The following is a 15,815-nucleotide window of genomic DNA, read 5'->3' as shown; positions in this document are numbered from 1 at the left end:
GCTTATTCAGCATGGTGAACAACATTTTAAAAGCGCCGGAAGGCCCTCCAAGTGATGTTGAGGAAATTAAAGAAAAAAGCGATTATTTGCGCGGCACATTGAAAGAAGTCATGCTCGACCGGATTTCAGCCGGCATCCCGGACGATGACAACCGGCTGATGAAGCATCACGGAAGCTACTTGCAGGATGACCGCGATCTCCGTAATGAACGTCAAAAACAAAAGCTTGAACCGGCTTATCAGTTCATGCTGCGCGTCCGGATGCCAGGCGGCGTGTCAACTCCGGAACAATGGCTTGTCATGGATGAGCTGGCGCAAAAATACGGAAACAATACATTGAAGCTGACAACGCGTGAAACGTTCCAAATGCACGGAATTTTAAAATGGAACATGAAAAAAACGATTCAGAAAATCAATGCGGCGCTGCTTGATACCATTGCGGCCTGCGGAGATGTCAACCGAAACGTCATGTGCGCTTCAAATCCGCACCAGTCTGAAATTCATGCGGAAGTATACGAATGGTCGAAGAAATTGAGCGATGACCTTCTTCCGCGCACGAGAGCCTATCATGAAATCTGGCTTGATGAGGAACGTGTGGCGGGCACTCCTGACACGGAAACGGAACCGATGTACGGGCCGCTGTATTTGCCGAGGAAATTCAAAATCGGAATCGCCGTGCCTCCGTCCAATGATATCGATGTCTTTTCTCAAGATCTCGGCTTCATTGCCATCGTGGAGGAAGGCCGTCTTATCGGGTTCAACGTGGCAATCGGCGGCGGTATGGGAATGACGCACGGCGATACGGCCACTTATCCGCAGCTTTCAAAAGTCATCGGCTTCTGCAAACCGGAGCAGCTGTATGATGTAGCGGAAAAAACCATTACGATTCAGCGCGATTACGGAAACCGTTCCGTCAGAAAGAATGCCAGATTCAAGTACACCGTTGACCGTCTCGGGCTGGAAAACGTAAAAGCCGAGCTGGAAAACCGCCTCGGCTGGCAGCTGGATGAAGCAAAACCTTATCATTTTGACCATAACGGCGACCGTTACGGATGGGTGAAGGGCGTAAAAGGGAAATGGCACTTTACGATGTTCATCGAAGGCGGCCGCGTCACGGACTATGAGAATTATAAGCTGATGACGGGATTGCGTGAAATCGCCAAAGTCCATACGGGAGATTTCCGTCTCACCTCTAATCAAAACCTGATTATCGGCAATGTCTCGAGCCAGAAAAAGAAACAAATCAGCGCATTAATCGAACAATACGGTCTGACAGACGGCCGGCAGCATTCCGCCCTCCGCCGCAGTTCAATGGCTTGCGTCGCGCTTCCGACATGCGGGCTCGCCATGGCCGAAGCAGAGCGGTATCTGCCGAAGCTGATTGATAAGATTGAAGACATTGTTGACGAAAACGGGCTGCGGGATGAAGAAATCACCATCCGTATGACCGGGTGCCCGAATGGCTGCGCCCGCCATGCGCTCGGCGAAATCGGATTTATCGGAAAGGCGCCCGGAAAATATAATATGTATTTAGGAGCGGCGTTTGACGGCAGCCGTTTGAGCAAAATGTACCGGGAAAATATCGGTGAAGAGGAAATTCTGAATGAGCTTCGCACCATTCTCCCGCGCTACGCGAAAGAGCGTGAGGAAGGGGAACACTTCGGCGATTTCGTCATCCGCGCCGGCATCATTAAAGCGACGACAGACGGCACGAATTTTCACGAATAAGATGAGCTCTTAAAACCAAGGATAGAGACACACTGGCGGTGCGTTCTCTATCCTTTACTAAGCAGCATAAACGCTGCCCCGCGTCATGAAACAGATGACGCAGCTTGCGAAAAAGCCTGTTTTCAGAGAAAACAGGCTTTTTCTTTTTCCGGAAAAAATGTAGCTGAAGGCAAAAAAAGTTCGCCGTGAGCGCGTTATGAGAAATTTTAAATAAAAACGGGTAAAATAAAAGGAGAATGGTTGCGTGCGGAAAATATATTGAATCTGCCCGATCATCGGCTCCGGCCTTTGACAAGGGCAGAGAACAGGCAATAATGATATGATGCAGCAGATGAAGGAGGTCAGCTTTGGACATATTTTTAGTCGTACTCGTACTTTTAACCATTATCGCGATCTCAAATATCGTAAATCGGTTTGTCCCCTTTATCCCGGTGCCTCTGATTCAGGTGGCGCTCGGTATCATTGCGGCGTCATTTCCGCAGGGGCTTCATTTTGAACTGAATACTGAATTGTTTTTTGTTTTGTTTATCGCGCCGCTGCTTTTTAATGATGGAAAACGGACGCCGCGTGCGGAACTTTGGAATTTAAGAGCGCCGATTCTGCTGCTTGCGCTCGGGCTTGTGTTTGCCACGGTGATTGTCGGCGGTTACACGATTCATTGGATGATTCCGAGCATTCCGCTGGCCGCCGCGTTCGGGCTGGCGGCGATTCTGTCACCGACTGATGTTGTCGCGGTCAGCGCGCTGTCAGGGCGTGTGAAGATGCCAAAAGGCATTCTGCGTCTCCTTGAAGGAGAAGGGCTGATGAATGACGCATCCGGCCTGGTCGCTTTTAAATTTGCGATTGCGGCTGCCGTGACGGGCGCATTTTCGCTGGCGCAAGCCGCGTTCAGTTTCGTTCTGATTTCAGCCGGCGGTTTACTCAGCGGTGTCGTCATTTCTTTTTTGATTATCCGTTTCCGGCTGTTTATGCGGCGCCTCGGCATGCAGGATGTCACGATGCATATGCTGATTCAAATTCTGACGCCGTTCGTCATCTATCTCGCGGCTGAAGAAATCGGCGTTTCCGGCATTTTAGCGGTTGTGGCCGGCGGCATCACGCATGCGGTGGAGCAGGACCGTCTTGAATCAACGATGGTCAAACTGCAAATCGTCTCTTCAAGTACGTGGAATATTATTTTGTTCATTCTGAACGGTCTTGTTTTCGTTATTTTAGGTGCGCAAATACCGGATGTGGTTTCCGTCATCTTTAATGATACCGCGTTTAACAATATGATGGTCATCGGGTACATTATCGTCATTACGCTGACGTTAATGATTCTCAGGTTTTTGTGGGTGCTGTTTTTTTGGAACGGCAAGTGGTTTTTTAACAAGGATCAGAGCATTTATAAACCCGGCCTGCGCTCGACCCTGCTGATTTCGGTTTCAGGCGTCAGGGGAGCGGTCACGCTTGCGGGTTCCTTTTCCATTCCTTACGTGCTCTCTGACGGCTCACCGTTTCCTGAACGGAATTTGATTCTCTTTTTAGCCGCGGGCGTTATTTTGTGCACATTGGTGCTGGCGACAATCGTTCTGCCGATTTTGACAGATAAGCCGGAAGACAATGTGAAAGAGAAGAAAGTCAAATTGCTGACAGCGAGACGGAAGCTGATAAAGGCTGCCTTAACCGCCATTAAAGAAAATATGAATGAGTCAAACAAAACGGCTTCTTTTGCGGTCATTGCCGAATACAATGAGAAAATGAAAAATCTCAGGTTTCAGCAGTTCACCGTCAAAAACCGCACGAAAAAAGATGAGCGGAAAGTCCGCGCCCAAGGGATTCAGGCAGAACAGGAAGAATTGCTGCGGCTGATTGAGCGGGGCGACATACCGGAAGAAACGGCTGACAGCCTTCAGGAACGGTTTGATGAACTGGAAGTGCTTTATACGAACCCGTTTAAAGTCGGCTTATCTAAGAAAAAGCTGAAACGCCTGATGTACTGGATCTTTTTCGGCGAACATAAAAAGCCGGAAATGTCGATTTTAAATGAAGAAGGCCTCATTCGCTCCACAAGGGTTAAAACGGCAAAAGCGGCCATTGAAAGCCTGAAAAAACACATGACTGAAGAAAATAAAGATGTGACGCTTGCCGTCATTTCCTTTTACAATCACTTGATTTTCAGGCTGGGGCACTCGTATCATGAACAGAGTCCGAGCCGCCGTTTTGAAAATCAAAAACTCGAAATCAAACTGCGGGCCGTGCAGGCCATCCGCAACGAAATCCAAACATTATTCGAAGAGCGGGAAATTTCCCGCGACATGTCGCATGAGCTTCGCCAATACATCAATGATGTGGAAGCGGCCATGCTTGACGGAGATGAATAAAAAAAGTCCGGCATCTGTTCGCCGGACTTTTTTAGATTACGGACGATGGAATTCGACGTAATCGCCGTCGCGGTCAAACCAGCCTCTGAAGGCCCAGTTGATCCAGCCGCCATCTCCTTTGTTGGTGAAGCTTCCGTCTTCAAACACCCAAATGCCGTACGTGATGCCGTCATAAACGGCGGAACCGTAAAACTGAACGCCGTTAAAATGGTCTTCATATTCCTGGCTTAAATTAAACACCATGACATTATATTTTTGTCCGGAAGCGTAGAATGAAGATTCCATTAAGTTTTTGACGAAGCCGTCACGGTTTTGCGCCGACTTAATCGCGTCAGCAATCGAATTGCCGATGCCGAGCAGGTCAACGTCAATGTTTAATCCGACATCTTTTGCTGAGACATCTGATGTTTGCTGAGCCATGTTTTGAGGGGCCGGGTTTTCTTTTGCGGATACAAAGGACAGAGGAGTCAGAGACAAAGCGGCGCCAAGGGCAACGGACATCGGGATACGCATACGTTTCATATGATTTCCTCCTTCAATTGTGTGGTGGCTACAGTAGCGATTTACCCGGACAGTTACCCAATTAACCGTAATTTTTGAAAAATAGGAAAATAATAACGTCAGTGGTGCTTGGGCACTAAAGATGGTTTTTGTGATAACGATGAGCGTATAATTGGTTTCTTACGGCGGAAATGTGAGATAATAATAACCGTTTACATAATGACTAGAAAGGATGGTTCAACGTGGCAAAAAGCTTAAAAGATACTGTAAAGCTTCATAATGGCGTTGAAATGCCGTGGTTCGGCCTTGGCGTCTTCAAGGTGGAAAACGGAAGCGTAGCGGCGGACTCCGTCGAAGCGGCAATCAGAAACGGCTACCGCAGCATTGATACGGCGGCTATTTATAAAAATGAAGAGGGTGTCGGCGAAGGCATCAGAGCTGCGGGCGTTGCCAGAGAAGAGCTGTTCATCACGTCAAAAGTGTGGAATGAAGATCAAGGATACGAAACGACACTTGACGCGTTTGAGAAAAGCCTTGAGCGCCTCGGCCTCGATTACCTCGACCTTTACCTGATTCACTGGCCGGGCAAGGATAAATATAAAGACACATGGCGCGCTCTTGAAAAGCTGTACAAAGACGGAAAAATCCGCGCCATCGGCGTCAGCAACTTCCAAGTGCATCATTTAGAAGAACTGCTGAAAGATGCTGAAATCAAGCCGATGGTCAACCAGATTGAATTCCACCCGCGCCTGACTCAAAAAGAAGTAAGAGATTTCTGCAAAGCGCAGGGCATTCAAGTGGAAGCGTGGTCTCCATTGATGCAGGGACAGCTCCTCGATAACGAAGTGCTGGCACAAATTGCGGAAAAACATAACAAATCGGTTGCTCAAGTGATTTTGCGCTGGGATCTTCAGAACGAAGTCGTTACCATTCCGAAATCGATTAAAGAGCACCGCATCATAGAAAATGCCGATATTTTTGATTTCGAACTGTCACAGGAAGAAATGGAAAAGATCAGCGCATTGAACAAAGACGAGCGTGTCGGCCCGAATCCGGACGAGCTTCTGTTCTAAGAAAAAACAGCCCTTTACGGGGCTGTTTTTCTTTACATAAATGTCTGTGTCTGACGTTTTACGCTGAACCTGTATGCGGCTATTAATAACAGGGCGGCGGCGAAGGCTCCCAAAATGATGATGTTCAGCGTCAGGCTTTGGAGCGTGCGGCCGTGCTGCAATTGATCGACCGTATCAAGCACCCAGCGCTGAGGCAGAAATTCGGCGATTGTCTGCACTGTTTTCGGCATAATATTGCCCGGAAAAAAGCAGCCGGCGAGCAAGCATGTCGGTACAACGATCAAGTTCAAAAGCGCCGATGCCGAAGAGCTGCTGCTGGAAAAACCGACGGCAATAAAGGCGATCCCGATTGCGCTTAATGCAAACAGCATCATCAGGACGAACAGCTGCCACAGCGGGAATGACGGATGAATATGAAAAGCGGCGCCCATAAAGAGAACGGCGAATATAATTTGGACGGCCATGATAATTATATTCACTGCCGCATTCGCCAATACATACTGCTTTGACGTGATCGGCGTTGACAGAAGCCTGTAGTACGTCCTGTTTTCTCTCTCTTTAATCATCAGTTCCGTCAGGTTGCCGGCGGAATAGAGCATAATGATAATGAGATACCCGATGACTGAGTAAGTCATTTCTTTATGGTTCGAAGTATCTTTCAAAACAGCGGACTCCGTTTGAATCGGAGAATGCTTGAAATCGGCGTACATCGCCTGAAAGGCTTTCTCGTCTCCGCCGGAAGATTTGCCGATTGAGGCGGCGCTGTTCATATAATTGTACAAATAAGAGCTGACATATCCGGTGACCTGGGCGCCCTTCAGCGAGGTCATGCCGATGTGAGACGGTTTCCCGTCTTTTACGCTTTGGGAGAAGCCTTTTTCAAACGTAATGAGCGCCTCCATTTTTCCTGAAGCGATCTTTGATGAGGCGGACGCCTCCGTTTCCTCCGAAATCTTCACATGATCCAGTCCTTTTAAAAACGTGACCGTATCCTGTGCCACTTCTCCGCCGTCCTGATCGAGAATGCCGATATTGAGCGTTTCGGCTCCGCCGTTGGCATTGGTCATGAAGGAGAGGAAGACGCCGATCAGCGGAGCCCCGATATAAAGAATGAGCTGTTTTTTGCTTTTTGTAATTCCTTTGAGAGTGTGTGCAAACAGCCACCAGAAGTTTTTCATATTACAGTCCCTCCCGTCTTTGAAACGTAAATGCGGCGATCAGCAAAAAGAGTGCCGCCAATGCTGTATTTAAACCGAGTGCAGGCCATGCCGCTGATACATCATTTGCGTAAATGATGTTGTTAATCGCCTTATTGATCCAGGATAAGGGCGACAGGGCGGAAATCCCCCCTCCTTCATATTTGTAATAGGCGCCGCCGATAATGGACATCACCTGCACGATGATGACGGTGATTAATCTGGCGCTTTCGGGTTTTCTGGTCAAATAGCTCAGGCTGAGCCCGAAGTTGACGGCCAAAAGAATTTCAGAAACGAGAATCAACAGCACAAGTCCCATGTGGCTGCCCCAGTTCGCTTTCAAGATAAATTTGCTGAAGGCGACAACGGCAAGAATCGTCAGAACATTCACAGCCAAAATGCCGAGCATCTTTCCGAGAAAGATATCGCTTTTCCGGAGCGGGGCGGCGATCAGGCGATCCGCGGTGTGCCGTATTCTTTCCCCGCGGAATAAGGAGCTGGCAAAAATCGAGGCGTACAGCCCGATCATCGTCGTCATGGATATCGCGTAAAAATCTTTCGCCTTCGGTTCTTTCGCTTTGTGTAAAGACGTCTGCTTCATATAATCGCTTTTGATTTGTCCGGCGGAAGGTGGCTTATGCGCCTTGTAAGCGGCGGCGCCTGCTTTGTATTGATTGGTAAAAGCGGTCAGCATGCCTTGGACGATCGTGCCGTTGATGCCGCTCCGGTCATTTGTATAGACTTGAAAACCGGTGTTTTTTACAGTGACGAAAGCATCCGCCTGATTTTCACGAACCTCGTTTTTGCCTTTTGCCTCCGTGTCCGCTTTTTGAAAATAGACATGCTCTTTTTTGGCGTTTTTCATAAACTCAGTAAAGTAATGAGAAAGTGTCCCGTTTGATTGGTCCGTATATACGACCTTGATGTTCCCGACCGTCACCTCTGAATCAAAGGCGTTTGATAATGCCGCGGTAAAAATCAGCATGAAGACGATCGGAAAAGCAAGCATGAAAATAAAAGTCCGTCTGTCGCGGAAACTGATTTTGATTTCTTTCCCGGCGATGTGCAGAATATTCATTTGCAATCCTCCTTTCAATAGGGTCAGTCGCGCAGACTTCTGCCTGTCAGCGTGAGAAATACCGTTTCTAAGTCAGGTGCCTGTTCCTGCAAGGAGCGGATTTCAATGCCTTTGTCCATGAAGTACCGGATCAGGCGGTTTAAATTGTTGACCCCTGTGTCAGAGCTGATTTTCACGCTGTTTTCTTCCAGTGCGGCGGCTCTGACGCCGGGCAGCTCCTGAATATCGCCGAGGCTGATGCCGTTTCCGGATGACAGCTCAATCACGACGTCCTTCGTGTCGGTAATGGTGGAGGTCAGCTGTTCTTTTGTGCCTTCGGCGATGACTTTTCCGTGGTCGATGATGGCGATGCGTGTGCATATTTCTTCCACTTCCTCCATGTAGTGGCTCGTGTAAATGATCGTGCAGCCCATTTCATTGAGCTTTTTCACTGATTGCAGAATATAATTTCTTGATTGCGGATCAATGCCGACCGTCGGTTCATCCATGATGATCAGTTTCGGCCGGTGGGCAAGGGCGCAGGCGATATTAAGCCGGCGTTTCATTCCGCCGGAAAAATGCTTCGGCAAATATTTGTGTTTATCGCTCAAGCCGACGAATGTCAGGGCTTCCTCGACCCGTTCTTTCAGAGCCGCCCCTCTCAGGCCGTACAGACCTGCGAAGAACTTCACATTTTCATAGGCGTTTAATTCTTCGTAAATCGCGAGGTCCTGAGGGACGATGCCGATATTCATTTTCGTTGCTTTGCTATATTTGAAAATATCTTTTCCGAGAAACAGAATGTCACCGCCTGAAGGTTTTAAAAGACCTGAGATCATATTGATCGTCGTGCTTTTTCCGGCTCCGTTTGCGCCGAGAAACCCGAAAATCTCACCTTCTTTTACGGCAAGCGACATCTGGTCAACGGCGGCATAATCACCGAATTTCTTACTCAGCTGTTTGAGCTCCAAAATGTTCATGTTTCCACCTCTATGTCTTATGATGCTCTTATTATAAAAAAAAGAATGAACGGCCGTTAGTGCAGCTGTTCATTCCTTTGACATGAGAATCTTCATATTTTTCACATGAAAACATTCACTTATTCAACCGGAAGCAATGTCGTGACGGAAAAACCGGCCGTGCCGTCAAAAATAACGGTTCCGTGCAGGACGGCCGCCCGTTCTTCCATACCGAGCATGCCGAGGCCTTTTTTAAAGCGGACGGCGCCGTTTCCGTTATCTTTCACTTCCGCTTTCACGGCTTTATTCAGCACATGGATATCAATGAAAATCTGCGTGGCATCGGCGTATTTCATCGCATTGGTCAAGGCTTCGGTTACGTTTTCCTGAATGACTCTCCAATGCATTTGCGTCAGCCTGTCCAAATCGCCTTGATGCGTAAACGGAACCGGCATCCCGTTTTTGGCCGAAAATTCATCAATAAACGTTCTTAATCTGTGAATGCCCATTTGTTCAGCGGGCGGTTTCATATTTTTCAGCGTTATGCGGATATCCTCTATGCCCTCTTTGGAAATGGTAATGGCGTTTTGGAGCAGTTCAGCCGCTTTGTCCGGATGGGAGCCGAGCATCCGCTTCGCCGCTTCCATCTGAATGAGCGCGCCGGTCATGGAATGGCCGATTTTGTCATGGATGGCTTGGGACAATCTGTTTCTTTCCTCGAGTTTGCCGGTGTACTCCGATTGTTTGATATATTCTGTGCTGCTGTGCAGCTGTTTCGTCAGTTTTTCAATGCTTGAGCGCATGCTGTCCGACTGTTCTTCATATTTCTTCAGCCGATTGCCGGACCGGGCGGCCAAAACGAAAATCGCCAGACAGAACAAGGTTATGACGATATAAGTCGGAAGGTCGCCGTACGGGATAAATAAAAACGGCAAAAACACGAGCAGGCAGAACACATAGCGGTGAACCGGATATTCGGCAAGAACCGCAAAAATGGCGGGCGGCAAAAGAAACAGAAACGCCGGATGGCCTAAGGCGGAAAGCCAAGCGGTCAATGCCAGCGTCATGAGGGTGATCCCGCGCCTCCAAGCGGGCGGCCTGATCATGCAGACCGCGATGCCCAAAGACAGATAAAGCAGCAGAAACAAGACGGCGTACGGCGTGTAAGGGCGGTCTGCCGATACGAACAAAAAAGCCGTATAAAAAATGGCGATCAGTCTGCTCATCAGCATCCAAAAATCCATACCGTTCAACGCCCGTTATCCACCTTCCCGGTGATATAAAAAATGGCAATCTGCGTTCTGTGCTCAAGCCCCGTTTTCCCTAAAATAGATGAAATATAATTGGCCGTCGTCCCTTCAGAAATGAAAAGCTGTTTTGAAATTTCCCTGTTCGACAGTCCTTTCGCAATAAGCGACATGATGCTGAGCTCTCTTTCAGTAAACTGGCTTTCATCAATCTGATGCGCGGCTTCCGCCGGCCGGAAAAGGCTGTCTTTTATTTTGTCCAGCACGGTGTCCTGAAGAATGCTGTGCCCGTTGAAAACGCTTTTGATCGCATCGCGGATCCGTTCCGGTTCGGTGTTTTTTAATAAATATCCTTTCGCGCCGTTTTTAATTGCTTCTAAAATATACTCATCGTCGTCAAATGTCGTCAGGATCATCGGCTTCGTATCCGTTTCCTCAGCGATCCGTTTTGCGGCTTCGACGCCGTTCATCACCGGCATGCGGACGTCCAGCAAGGCGATATCGACGGGGTTGTGCTTACAATACTCTGCCGCCTCGAGTCCGTTTTCCAACGTTGCTGATACAGTAAATTCCTCATATGTATGCAAAATGATTTTCATTCCTTCTCTGATGAAAGAATTATCATCCGCGATAATGACATTAATCTTCATAGCCGCACCCTTTGTGTGTTTTTGTTTCATTATATACCATCCGATTTTAAATCAAAAAGCCTCCCGGCGAAAGGTGCGCGGAAGGCAGATCGGTCAAGCGGGCTTTTTCAATTGGATGAAAAACAGCATCAGAAAAGAAATGATCACAATACAGATCACCCACACCCAGGCGAGTGTTTCATTGCCGGAGTCCATCGCGACGTAAATCGCCGTCGGCAGCGTTTGGGTGACGCCGGGAATATTTCCCGCAAACATTAAAGTCGCCCCGAATTCACCTAGCGCCCTTGCAATACTGAGAATGCTTCCGGTCAAGAGGGAGGGAAAGGCAAGCGGGACGGAAATACGGGTGAACACCTGCCACCTGCCGGCTCCGTCTACTTTCGCCGCTCCCTCGATGTCAGCATCAACCGCGGCGAAGCCGGTTTTAGCGGACTGATACATAAGCGGGAAGGCGACAATGGCCGAAGCGATCACCGCGGCCGACCACGTGAAAATGACGGGCTGGTGAAAAATCCGCTCAATCGCCCGGCCGATAAAGCTGTGTTTCCCGAAAATGATAATGAGAATGAAGCCGACAACGGTAGGCGGAAGAACGAGCGGGAGCATAAACAGGGTCTCCACAGCCGTTTTTCCGGGAAATCGCGCTTTCGCCATCCAGGCGCCGGCAAGCGTTCCGAGAATGATGACGGCGATGCCCGACGCCAAAGCCACCTCAAATGACAGTACGACGGGAGTGAAAAACTCCGAAGCCGTAATGTTACTTGGCAGTAAATCCATATTTCTTAAACACTTTCATCGCTTCATCTGACTGCAGATACTGATAAAACGCTTCTGCTTCTTTACGGTGCTTTGTATCCTTGACGATGCCGACAGGATACACGATCGGATCGTGCGTTTTCGCCGGTGCTTCATCGGTGATTTTCACCTTTTTCGAAATCAGCGCGTCTGTTTTATAGACAAGCCCGGCATCGACATTTCCGGTTTCAACATAAGAAAGCACCTGGCGGACGTCTTTTGCATAGACGGCTTTATCTTTTACCTTGTCCCACAGGGATAATGCCGTCAGTGACTGTTTGGCGTATTGTCCGGCCGGAACGGATTCAGGCGTGCCGAGCGCGATTTTTTCCGTGCTGTCTTTTTTCAGGTCATTCAGATGTGTCAGGTGTGCGCTGTTTTTCTCAGGCACGATCATGACGAGATCATTTTTCAAAAGATCCGTGCTGTCCTTTTTGTCGATATCTCCGTCATGAACGAGCTTTTCGAATTTATCTTCGGCTGCCGAGAAGAATAAATCAGCTCCCGCGCCTTGTGAAATTTGTTTTTGCAATGTGCCTGATGATCCGAAGTTGTCTTGAATGGTTACGTTTGAATGTGATTTTTCGTAGTTGGTCTGGATTTCTTCAAGTGCATCCTGAGCGCTGGCTGCTGCAGAAACGGTCAGCGTGACGTTTTCGTTTTGTCCGCCTTTGGACGATTGTCCGGATGAGCAGCCCGCAGTTGCGAGGAAAACGGCCATAGCCGCAGTTATGAGTAGTGTCGCTTTCTTTTTCAACATTGTGCACCCCTTATAGCTAAATATCATTAGATCAAACTAATTATAACGCAATTGTACGTGATGGTGCGGTTTTTTTTCAACATCTGAACAGTTATAATAAAAACGGAGCGTGATAATATGACAGAAGCCACTTCCTATACAATAGAAGAAGTTGCGGGCCTTTTGAAGGTCTCCAAACTGACAGTATATGATTTGATAAAAAAAGGACTCATTCCGGCGTACAGGGTCGGAAGACAGATGAGGGTCGATGAAGAGGACTTAAAACAATATAAAGCAAACATGAGAATGTCAAAAAAGCCATCCGCAGCAGAAGCGCCTGACCCGTCACGCGGGCGGGAGCCGGAAAAAAGGCAGTCTGTTATCATCAGCGGGCAGGATGTGTCGATGGACCTCCTCAGCAAACAGCTGGAACAAACAATACAGGCGGCTCCGCTCCGCAAGTACAGCGGCAGTTTGAACAGCCTGATCGAGATGTACCGCGGGGCTTGTGACATCGTCAGTCTGCATTTATACGATGGGGAGACGGGGCAGTATAACATCCCGTATGTGAAGCGCATTCTTTCAGGGGAGCCGTTTGCGCTTTTTCATGTCGTGCTGCGGCAGGCCGGATTATATGTGAAAAAGGGCAATCCGCTGAACATTCAGGGCTTTCAGGACATGAGCCGAAAGGATGTCCGCATCGTCAATCGCGAAAAAGGATCAGGCGCGAGGGTGCTGCTGGATGAACAGCTCAGATCATTCGGCATCACGCCGTCTGATGTCGCCGGATATCATGACATTGTCACGGATCATCTGTCAGCGGCTTCACAAGTATCAAGCGGAAAGGCGGATATCGGAGTCGGGTCGCTGCATGCGGCGCATATGGCAGGCACGGACTTTATCCCGGTGATCAGTGAGCAGTACGATGTGGTCGTCTTAAAACAAAACCGGGAGCTTGTTCAAAGCGTGCGGGACATTCTTAATTCTGAGGAATTCAAGTCTCAGCTTTCTCAATTATCCGGATATGATACGAAAATGACAGGACGGCTCATATATGAAACATGAAAAATCCCTCCATATAACGGAGGGATTTTTTATTGCTTATAAAACCGCAGCAGGTCGCCGTTTAATATTTTATCGGAAAGCATCAGCTCTTGTTCCGCTTTTTCTTTCTCATCGCTGCACGCGCTCATGTCAGAAAGCGGTTCACCCGTTTTACGGCTGTAACACGTATTTTTCGTATAAATATGGTCATCCGTGATAAAGCTGCCGTTTCTCAGCACCGCAAACGGTGTCCGCTCTCCGGAAAACAGATCATTGCCGAACTGAATGCTGCCTTTCGTTTCAATGCCGAGCAGGTGAAGCAGCGTCGGCCTTACATCAACCTGTCCCGCGGCCGAAGCAATCGTTTCCGGCGCACGGTCGGTCACCCCGGGAATATGAATGATAAACGGCACGCGCTGAAGCTGAACCGTATCAAACGGAGTGATTTCCTCTTTCCCTAAGAATTCGGCAAGTCCTTGATTATGGGCTTCGGATATACCGTAATGATCTCCCATCAGGACGATAATCGCGTTGTCATACAGCCCTTCTTTTTTCAGCTTCTTGAAAAAGTGTTTCAGAGCCTCATCTTCATAGCGGACCGTCGTCACATAGCGGTTTAATAACTCGCTGCTTGTGTCCGGTTCCTCAATGAGCTGATCCTGTTGATCAATTTCAAAAGGGAAATGGTTGGTCAAAGTCAGCAGACTTGCGTAAAACGGCTGCGGAAGCTTCTTTAATTTTTCCGCTGACTGTTCGAGAAACTCCTTATCCTTCAGGCCCCAGCCTGTTGAATTTTCCTGTGTCACCTTAAATTCATCCGCGTCGAAAAAACGGTCGATTCCGAATGCCCCGTACATCTCATCCCGGTTCCAAAAGGCTTTATGATTGGCATGCAGAACGGCTGAGTAGTATTGATGATCTTTTAACATATGGTACATCGTATTGAACCGGTGGCCGCTTTTTGTGAAAAAAACGGCGCCGCTTGAAGACGGATACAGCGAATTCGCAGTAATGAATTCTGAATCTGATGTTTTTCCCTGTTCAGTCTGCTGATAAAAATGAGTGAAGTCATAACTTTTTTTTCGCAGTTTGTTTAAAAACGGGGTAATCTCCCGTCCGCTGACCCGCTCATCCATTACAAAACGCTGTGTTGATTCGAGCGTAACAAAAATCACATTGCGCCCCTTTGCAAGCCCGAATTTTGAATCGGACGGCCTGCTGTAGCCGGCTTGAGTGTAATTCGCGACCGCCGCAAGGCTGTCTTCATCGGCAAACGCTTTAGCCCCTGCATTCAGCGTCTGCGAAATGGTGTCATACAAATGAAAGTGGAACAGGCCGATTCCTTTTACGAGCGCTTCACGATCAAAAGGGTGCTTGAACAGCTTCGGCTGCTCGGCCTCAGACAGCGCAAGGTTGCACAGCATGAGGCCGGCTGATGCCCACGCATACGCTTTAACGGTACGGGCGCCCGCTTTTCCTTTATCGGCTTTATGCCTTTTTCCAAGATAAAACAAAATCGCAATATCCAAAAATAAAGCGATATAAAGCGGGTGAAACAGCTCTTGGACGCTGCTTCCCATATCACCCATATTGCTTGCCTGAAACAAAACCGGTATGGTGATAAAATCAATATAAAACCCGTAAAACACCGTATTCGCGATTAAAATTCCCGTCAGCATCATATTTGCCGAAAGCAGAAAGATCCGCTGTTTTTTTTCCGTCAGCAAGAGGGCGATGCCGAACAGCGGCACAATGAAGCTCAGCGGATTAATAAGGAGCAGACATTCCTCAAGAACCGAATTGTTCTGCAGACCGAAACCGAGCTTATACACGGCATAGGTTTTCATCCACATGAACAGGATGGACAGGCATAAAAACCGATGATTGCTGAAAAAGGTTTTCTTCATATGTATGACTCCTCACCCTAAAAGCGAAAAGACGCTTTTTGTTTAAGAGATGCGGCCGTGAACCAGTTCGTATAAATAATAGCAGGATACAATCGTTAAGCCGGCCAGCACAAGCTGCTCCGAAAAGCTCCCCGTTCTCATATAAAGGGGAAGACGGAAGCGGATGGCGGACGGAAACAGCAGTTTAATGCCGTTGACGGTCCATGCGTCAAGTACAAGATGGCTTGCCATTCCGATCATCAGTCCGGCGGAAATGCTCGGATTCGGAATATACGAGGCCGTAATGAAAAACATAATAAGCATAAACAGCAGGCTGTGTGTAAACGTTCTGTGCCCGAACACCGTGCTTACGACTTTGGACAGAACGGGCAGCGTCCTGCCGATTTTGCTTTTCGTATGGCATATGTCGGGAATCAGCGCCCCGAGGGCACCCGCTGAGGTCATAAGGACCGGATCATACCCGTAATAATACGCAATTGCGGAACAAGAAGCGATGCCTCCCATGATGTGTGTTTTTCCTGTCATTTTTCGCTTCTCCTTTTTATTTTTGCCAAAAT

At 48.3% G+C, this 15,815-nt stretch carries 14 protein-coding genes; 4 read left to right on the top strand and 10 right to left on the bottom strand.

Annotated features, from left to right (window positions below; all coding sequences use genetic code 11):
* Nucleotides 1–11 precede the first annotated feature (11 nt).
* Both cysI and L3V45_RS15810 read left to right on the top strand, forming a co-directional pair.
* On the top strand, nt 12–1,727 hold the full coding sequence (gene cysI / locus L3V45_RS15815; RefSeq protein WP_003151735.1) for an assimilatory sulfite reductase (NADPH) hemoprotein subunit: 1,716 nt from the start codon (nt 12–14) through the stop codon (nt 1,725–1,727).
* A 347-nt stretch (nt 1,728–2,074) separates the two neighbouring features.
* Nucleotides 2,075–4,090: a Na+/H+ antiporter gene (locus L3V45_RS15810; RefSeq protein ID WP_003151737.1), complete on the top strand. Its 2,016-nt coding sequence runs from the start codon at nt 2,075–2,077 to the stop codon at nt 4,088–4,090.
* A gap of 36 nt (nt 4,091–4,126) precedes the next feature.
* Here the strand turns inward: L3V45_RS15810 and L3V45_RS15805 are convergent, their stop codons facing one another.
* On the bottom strand, nt 4,127–4,612 hold the full coding sequence (locus L3V45_RS15805; RefSeq protein ID WP_105937315.1) for a stress protein: 486 nt from the start codon (nt 4,610–4,612) through the stop codon (nt 4,127–4,129).
* Between the two features lie 221 nt (nt 4,613–4,833).
* Between L3V45_RS15805 and L3V45_RS15800 the strand changes: the two genes are divergently transcribed.
* Nucleotides 4,834–5,664 carry an aldo/keto reductase gene (locus L3V45_RS15800; protein ID WP_003151745.1) on the top strand — a complete coding sequence of 277 codons (831 nt, stop codon included), beginning with the start codon at nt 4,834–4,836 and terminating at the stop codon, nt 5,662–5,664.
* Nucleotides 5,665–5,696: 32 nt separating this feature from the next.
* Here the strand turns inward: L3V45_RS15800 and L3V45_RS15795 are convergent, their stop codons facing one another.
* From L3V45_RS15795 to modA, 7 genes are all read right to left on the bottom strand, one after another.
* Nucleotides 5,697–6,842 carry an ABC transporter permease gene (locus tag L3V45_RS15795; protein WP_236837079.1) on the bottom strand — a complete coding sequence of 382 codons (1,146 nt, stop codon included), beginning with the start codon at nt 6,840–6,842 and terminating at the stop codon, nt 5,697–5,699.
* 1 nt (nt 6,843) lies between these two features.
* Nucleotides 6,844–7,938: an ABC transporter permease gene (locus L3V45_RS15790; RefSeq protein WP_236837077.1), complete on the bottom strand. Its 1,095-nt coding sequence runs from the start codon at nt 7,936–7,938 to the stop codon at nt 6,844–6,846.
* 23 nt (nt 7,939–7,961) lie between these two features.
* A complete protein-coding gene (locus L3V45_RS15785) occupies nt 7,962–8,897 on the bottom strand; it encodes an ABC transporter ATP-binding protein (RefSeq protein ID WP_236837075.1) in 936 nt (311 codons plus the stop codon).
* A 119-nt stretch (nt 8,898–9,016) separates the two neighbouring features.
* Complete coding sequence (locus L3V45_RS15780) at nt 9,017–10,120, bottom strand: sensor histidine kinase (protein WP_024085790.1); 1,104 nt, start codon at nt 10,118–10,120, stop codon at nt 9,017–9,019.
* 5 nt (nt 10,121–10,125) lie between these two features.
* Nucleotides 10,126–10,773: a response regulator transcription factor gene (locus tag L3V45_RS15775; RefSeq protein WP_003151754.1), complete on the bottom strand. Its 648-nt coding sequence runs from the start codon at nt 10,771–10,773 to the stop codon at nt 10,126–10,128.
* A 93-nt stretch (nt 10,774–10,866) separates the two neighbouring features.
* Nucleotides 10,867–11,550 (bottom strand): molybdate ABC transporter permease subunit, encoded by a 684-nt coding sequence (gene modB, locus L3V45_RS15770; RefSeq protein WP_014305804.1) that lies wholly within the window; start codon nt 11,548–11,550, stop codon nt 10,867–10,869.
* Nucleotides 11,531–12,328, bottom strand: coding sequence for a molybdate ABC transporter substrate-binding protein (gene modA / locus L3V45_RS15765; RefSeq protein WP_234949466.1), 798 nt, complete (start codon nt 12,326–12,328; stop codon nt 11,531–11,533). The genes modB and modA overlap by 20 nt, the downstream gene beginning before the upstream one ends.
* Nucleotides 12,329–12,445: 117 nt before the next feature.
* Here modA and L3V45_RS15760 point away from each other — a divergent pair, with 117 nt between their 5' ends.
* Complete coding sequence (locus L3V45_RS15760; RefSeq protein WP_015387723.1) at nt 12,446–13,372, top strand: substrate-binding domain-containing protein; 927 nt, start codon at nt 12,446–12,448, stop codon at nt 13,370–13,372.
* A gap of 29 nt (nt 13,373–13,401) precedes the next feature.
* Here L3V45_RS15760 and L3V45_RS15755 read toward each other — a convergent pair whose 3' ends face one another.
* Entirely contained in the window at nt 13,402–15,258 is a 1,857-nt protein-coding gene (locus tag L3V45_RS15755; protein ID WP_236837074.1) for an LTA synthase family protein, read from the bottom strand.
* A 42-nt stretch (nt 15,259–15,300) separates the two neighbouring features.
* Nucleotides 15,301–15,783 carry a metal-dependent hydrolase gene (locus L3V45_RS15750; protein ID WP_014305800.1) on the bottom strand — a complete coding sequence of 161 codons (483 nt, stop codon included), beginning with the start codon at nt 15,781–15,783 and terminating at the stop codon, nt 15,301–15,303.
* Nucleotides 15,784–15,815: the final 32 nt, after the last annotated feature.

This window comes from Bacillus sp. R45 (assembly GCF_021729365.1).
GTDB classification, from domain to species: domain Bacteria; phylum Bacillota; class Bacilli; order Bacillales; family Bacillaceae; genus Bacillus; species Bacillus velezensis.
The sequence above is the reverse complement of the archived record's forward strand: the minus strand, read 5'-3'. Positions and strand labels throughout refer to the sequence as shown.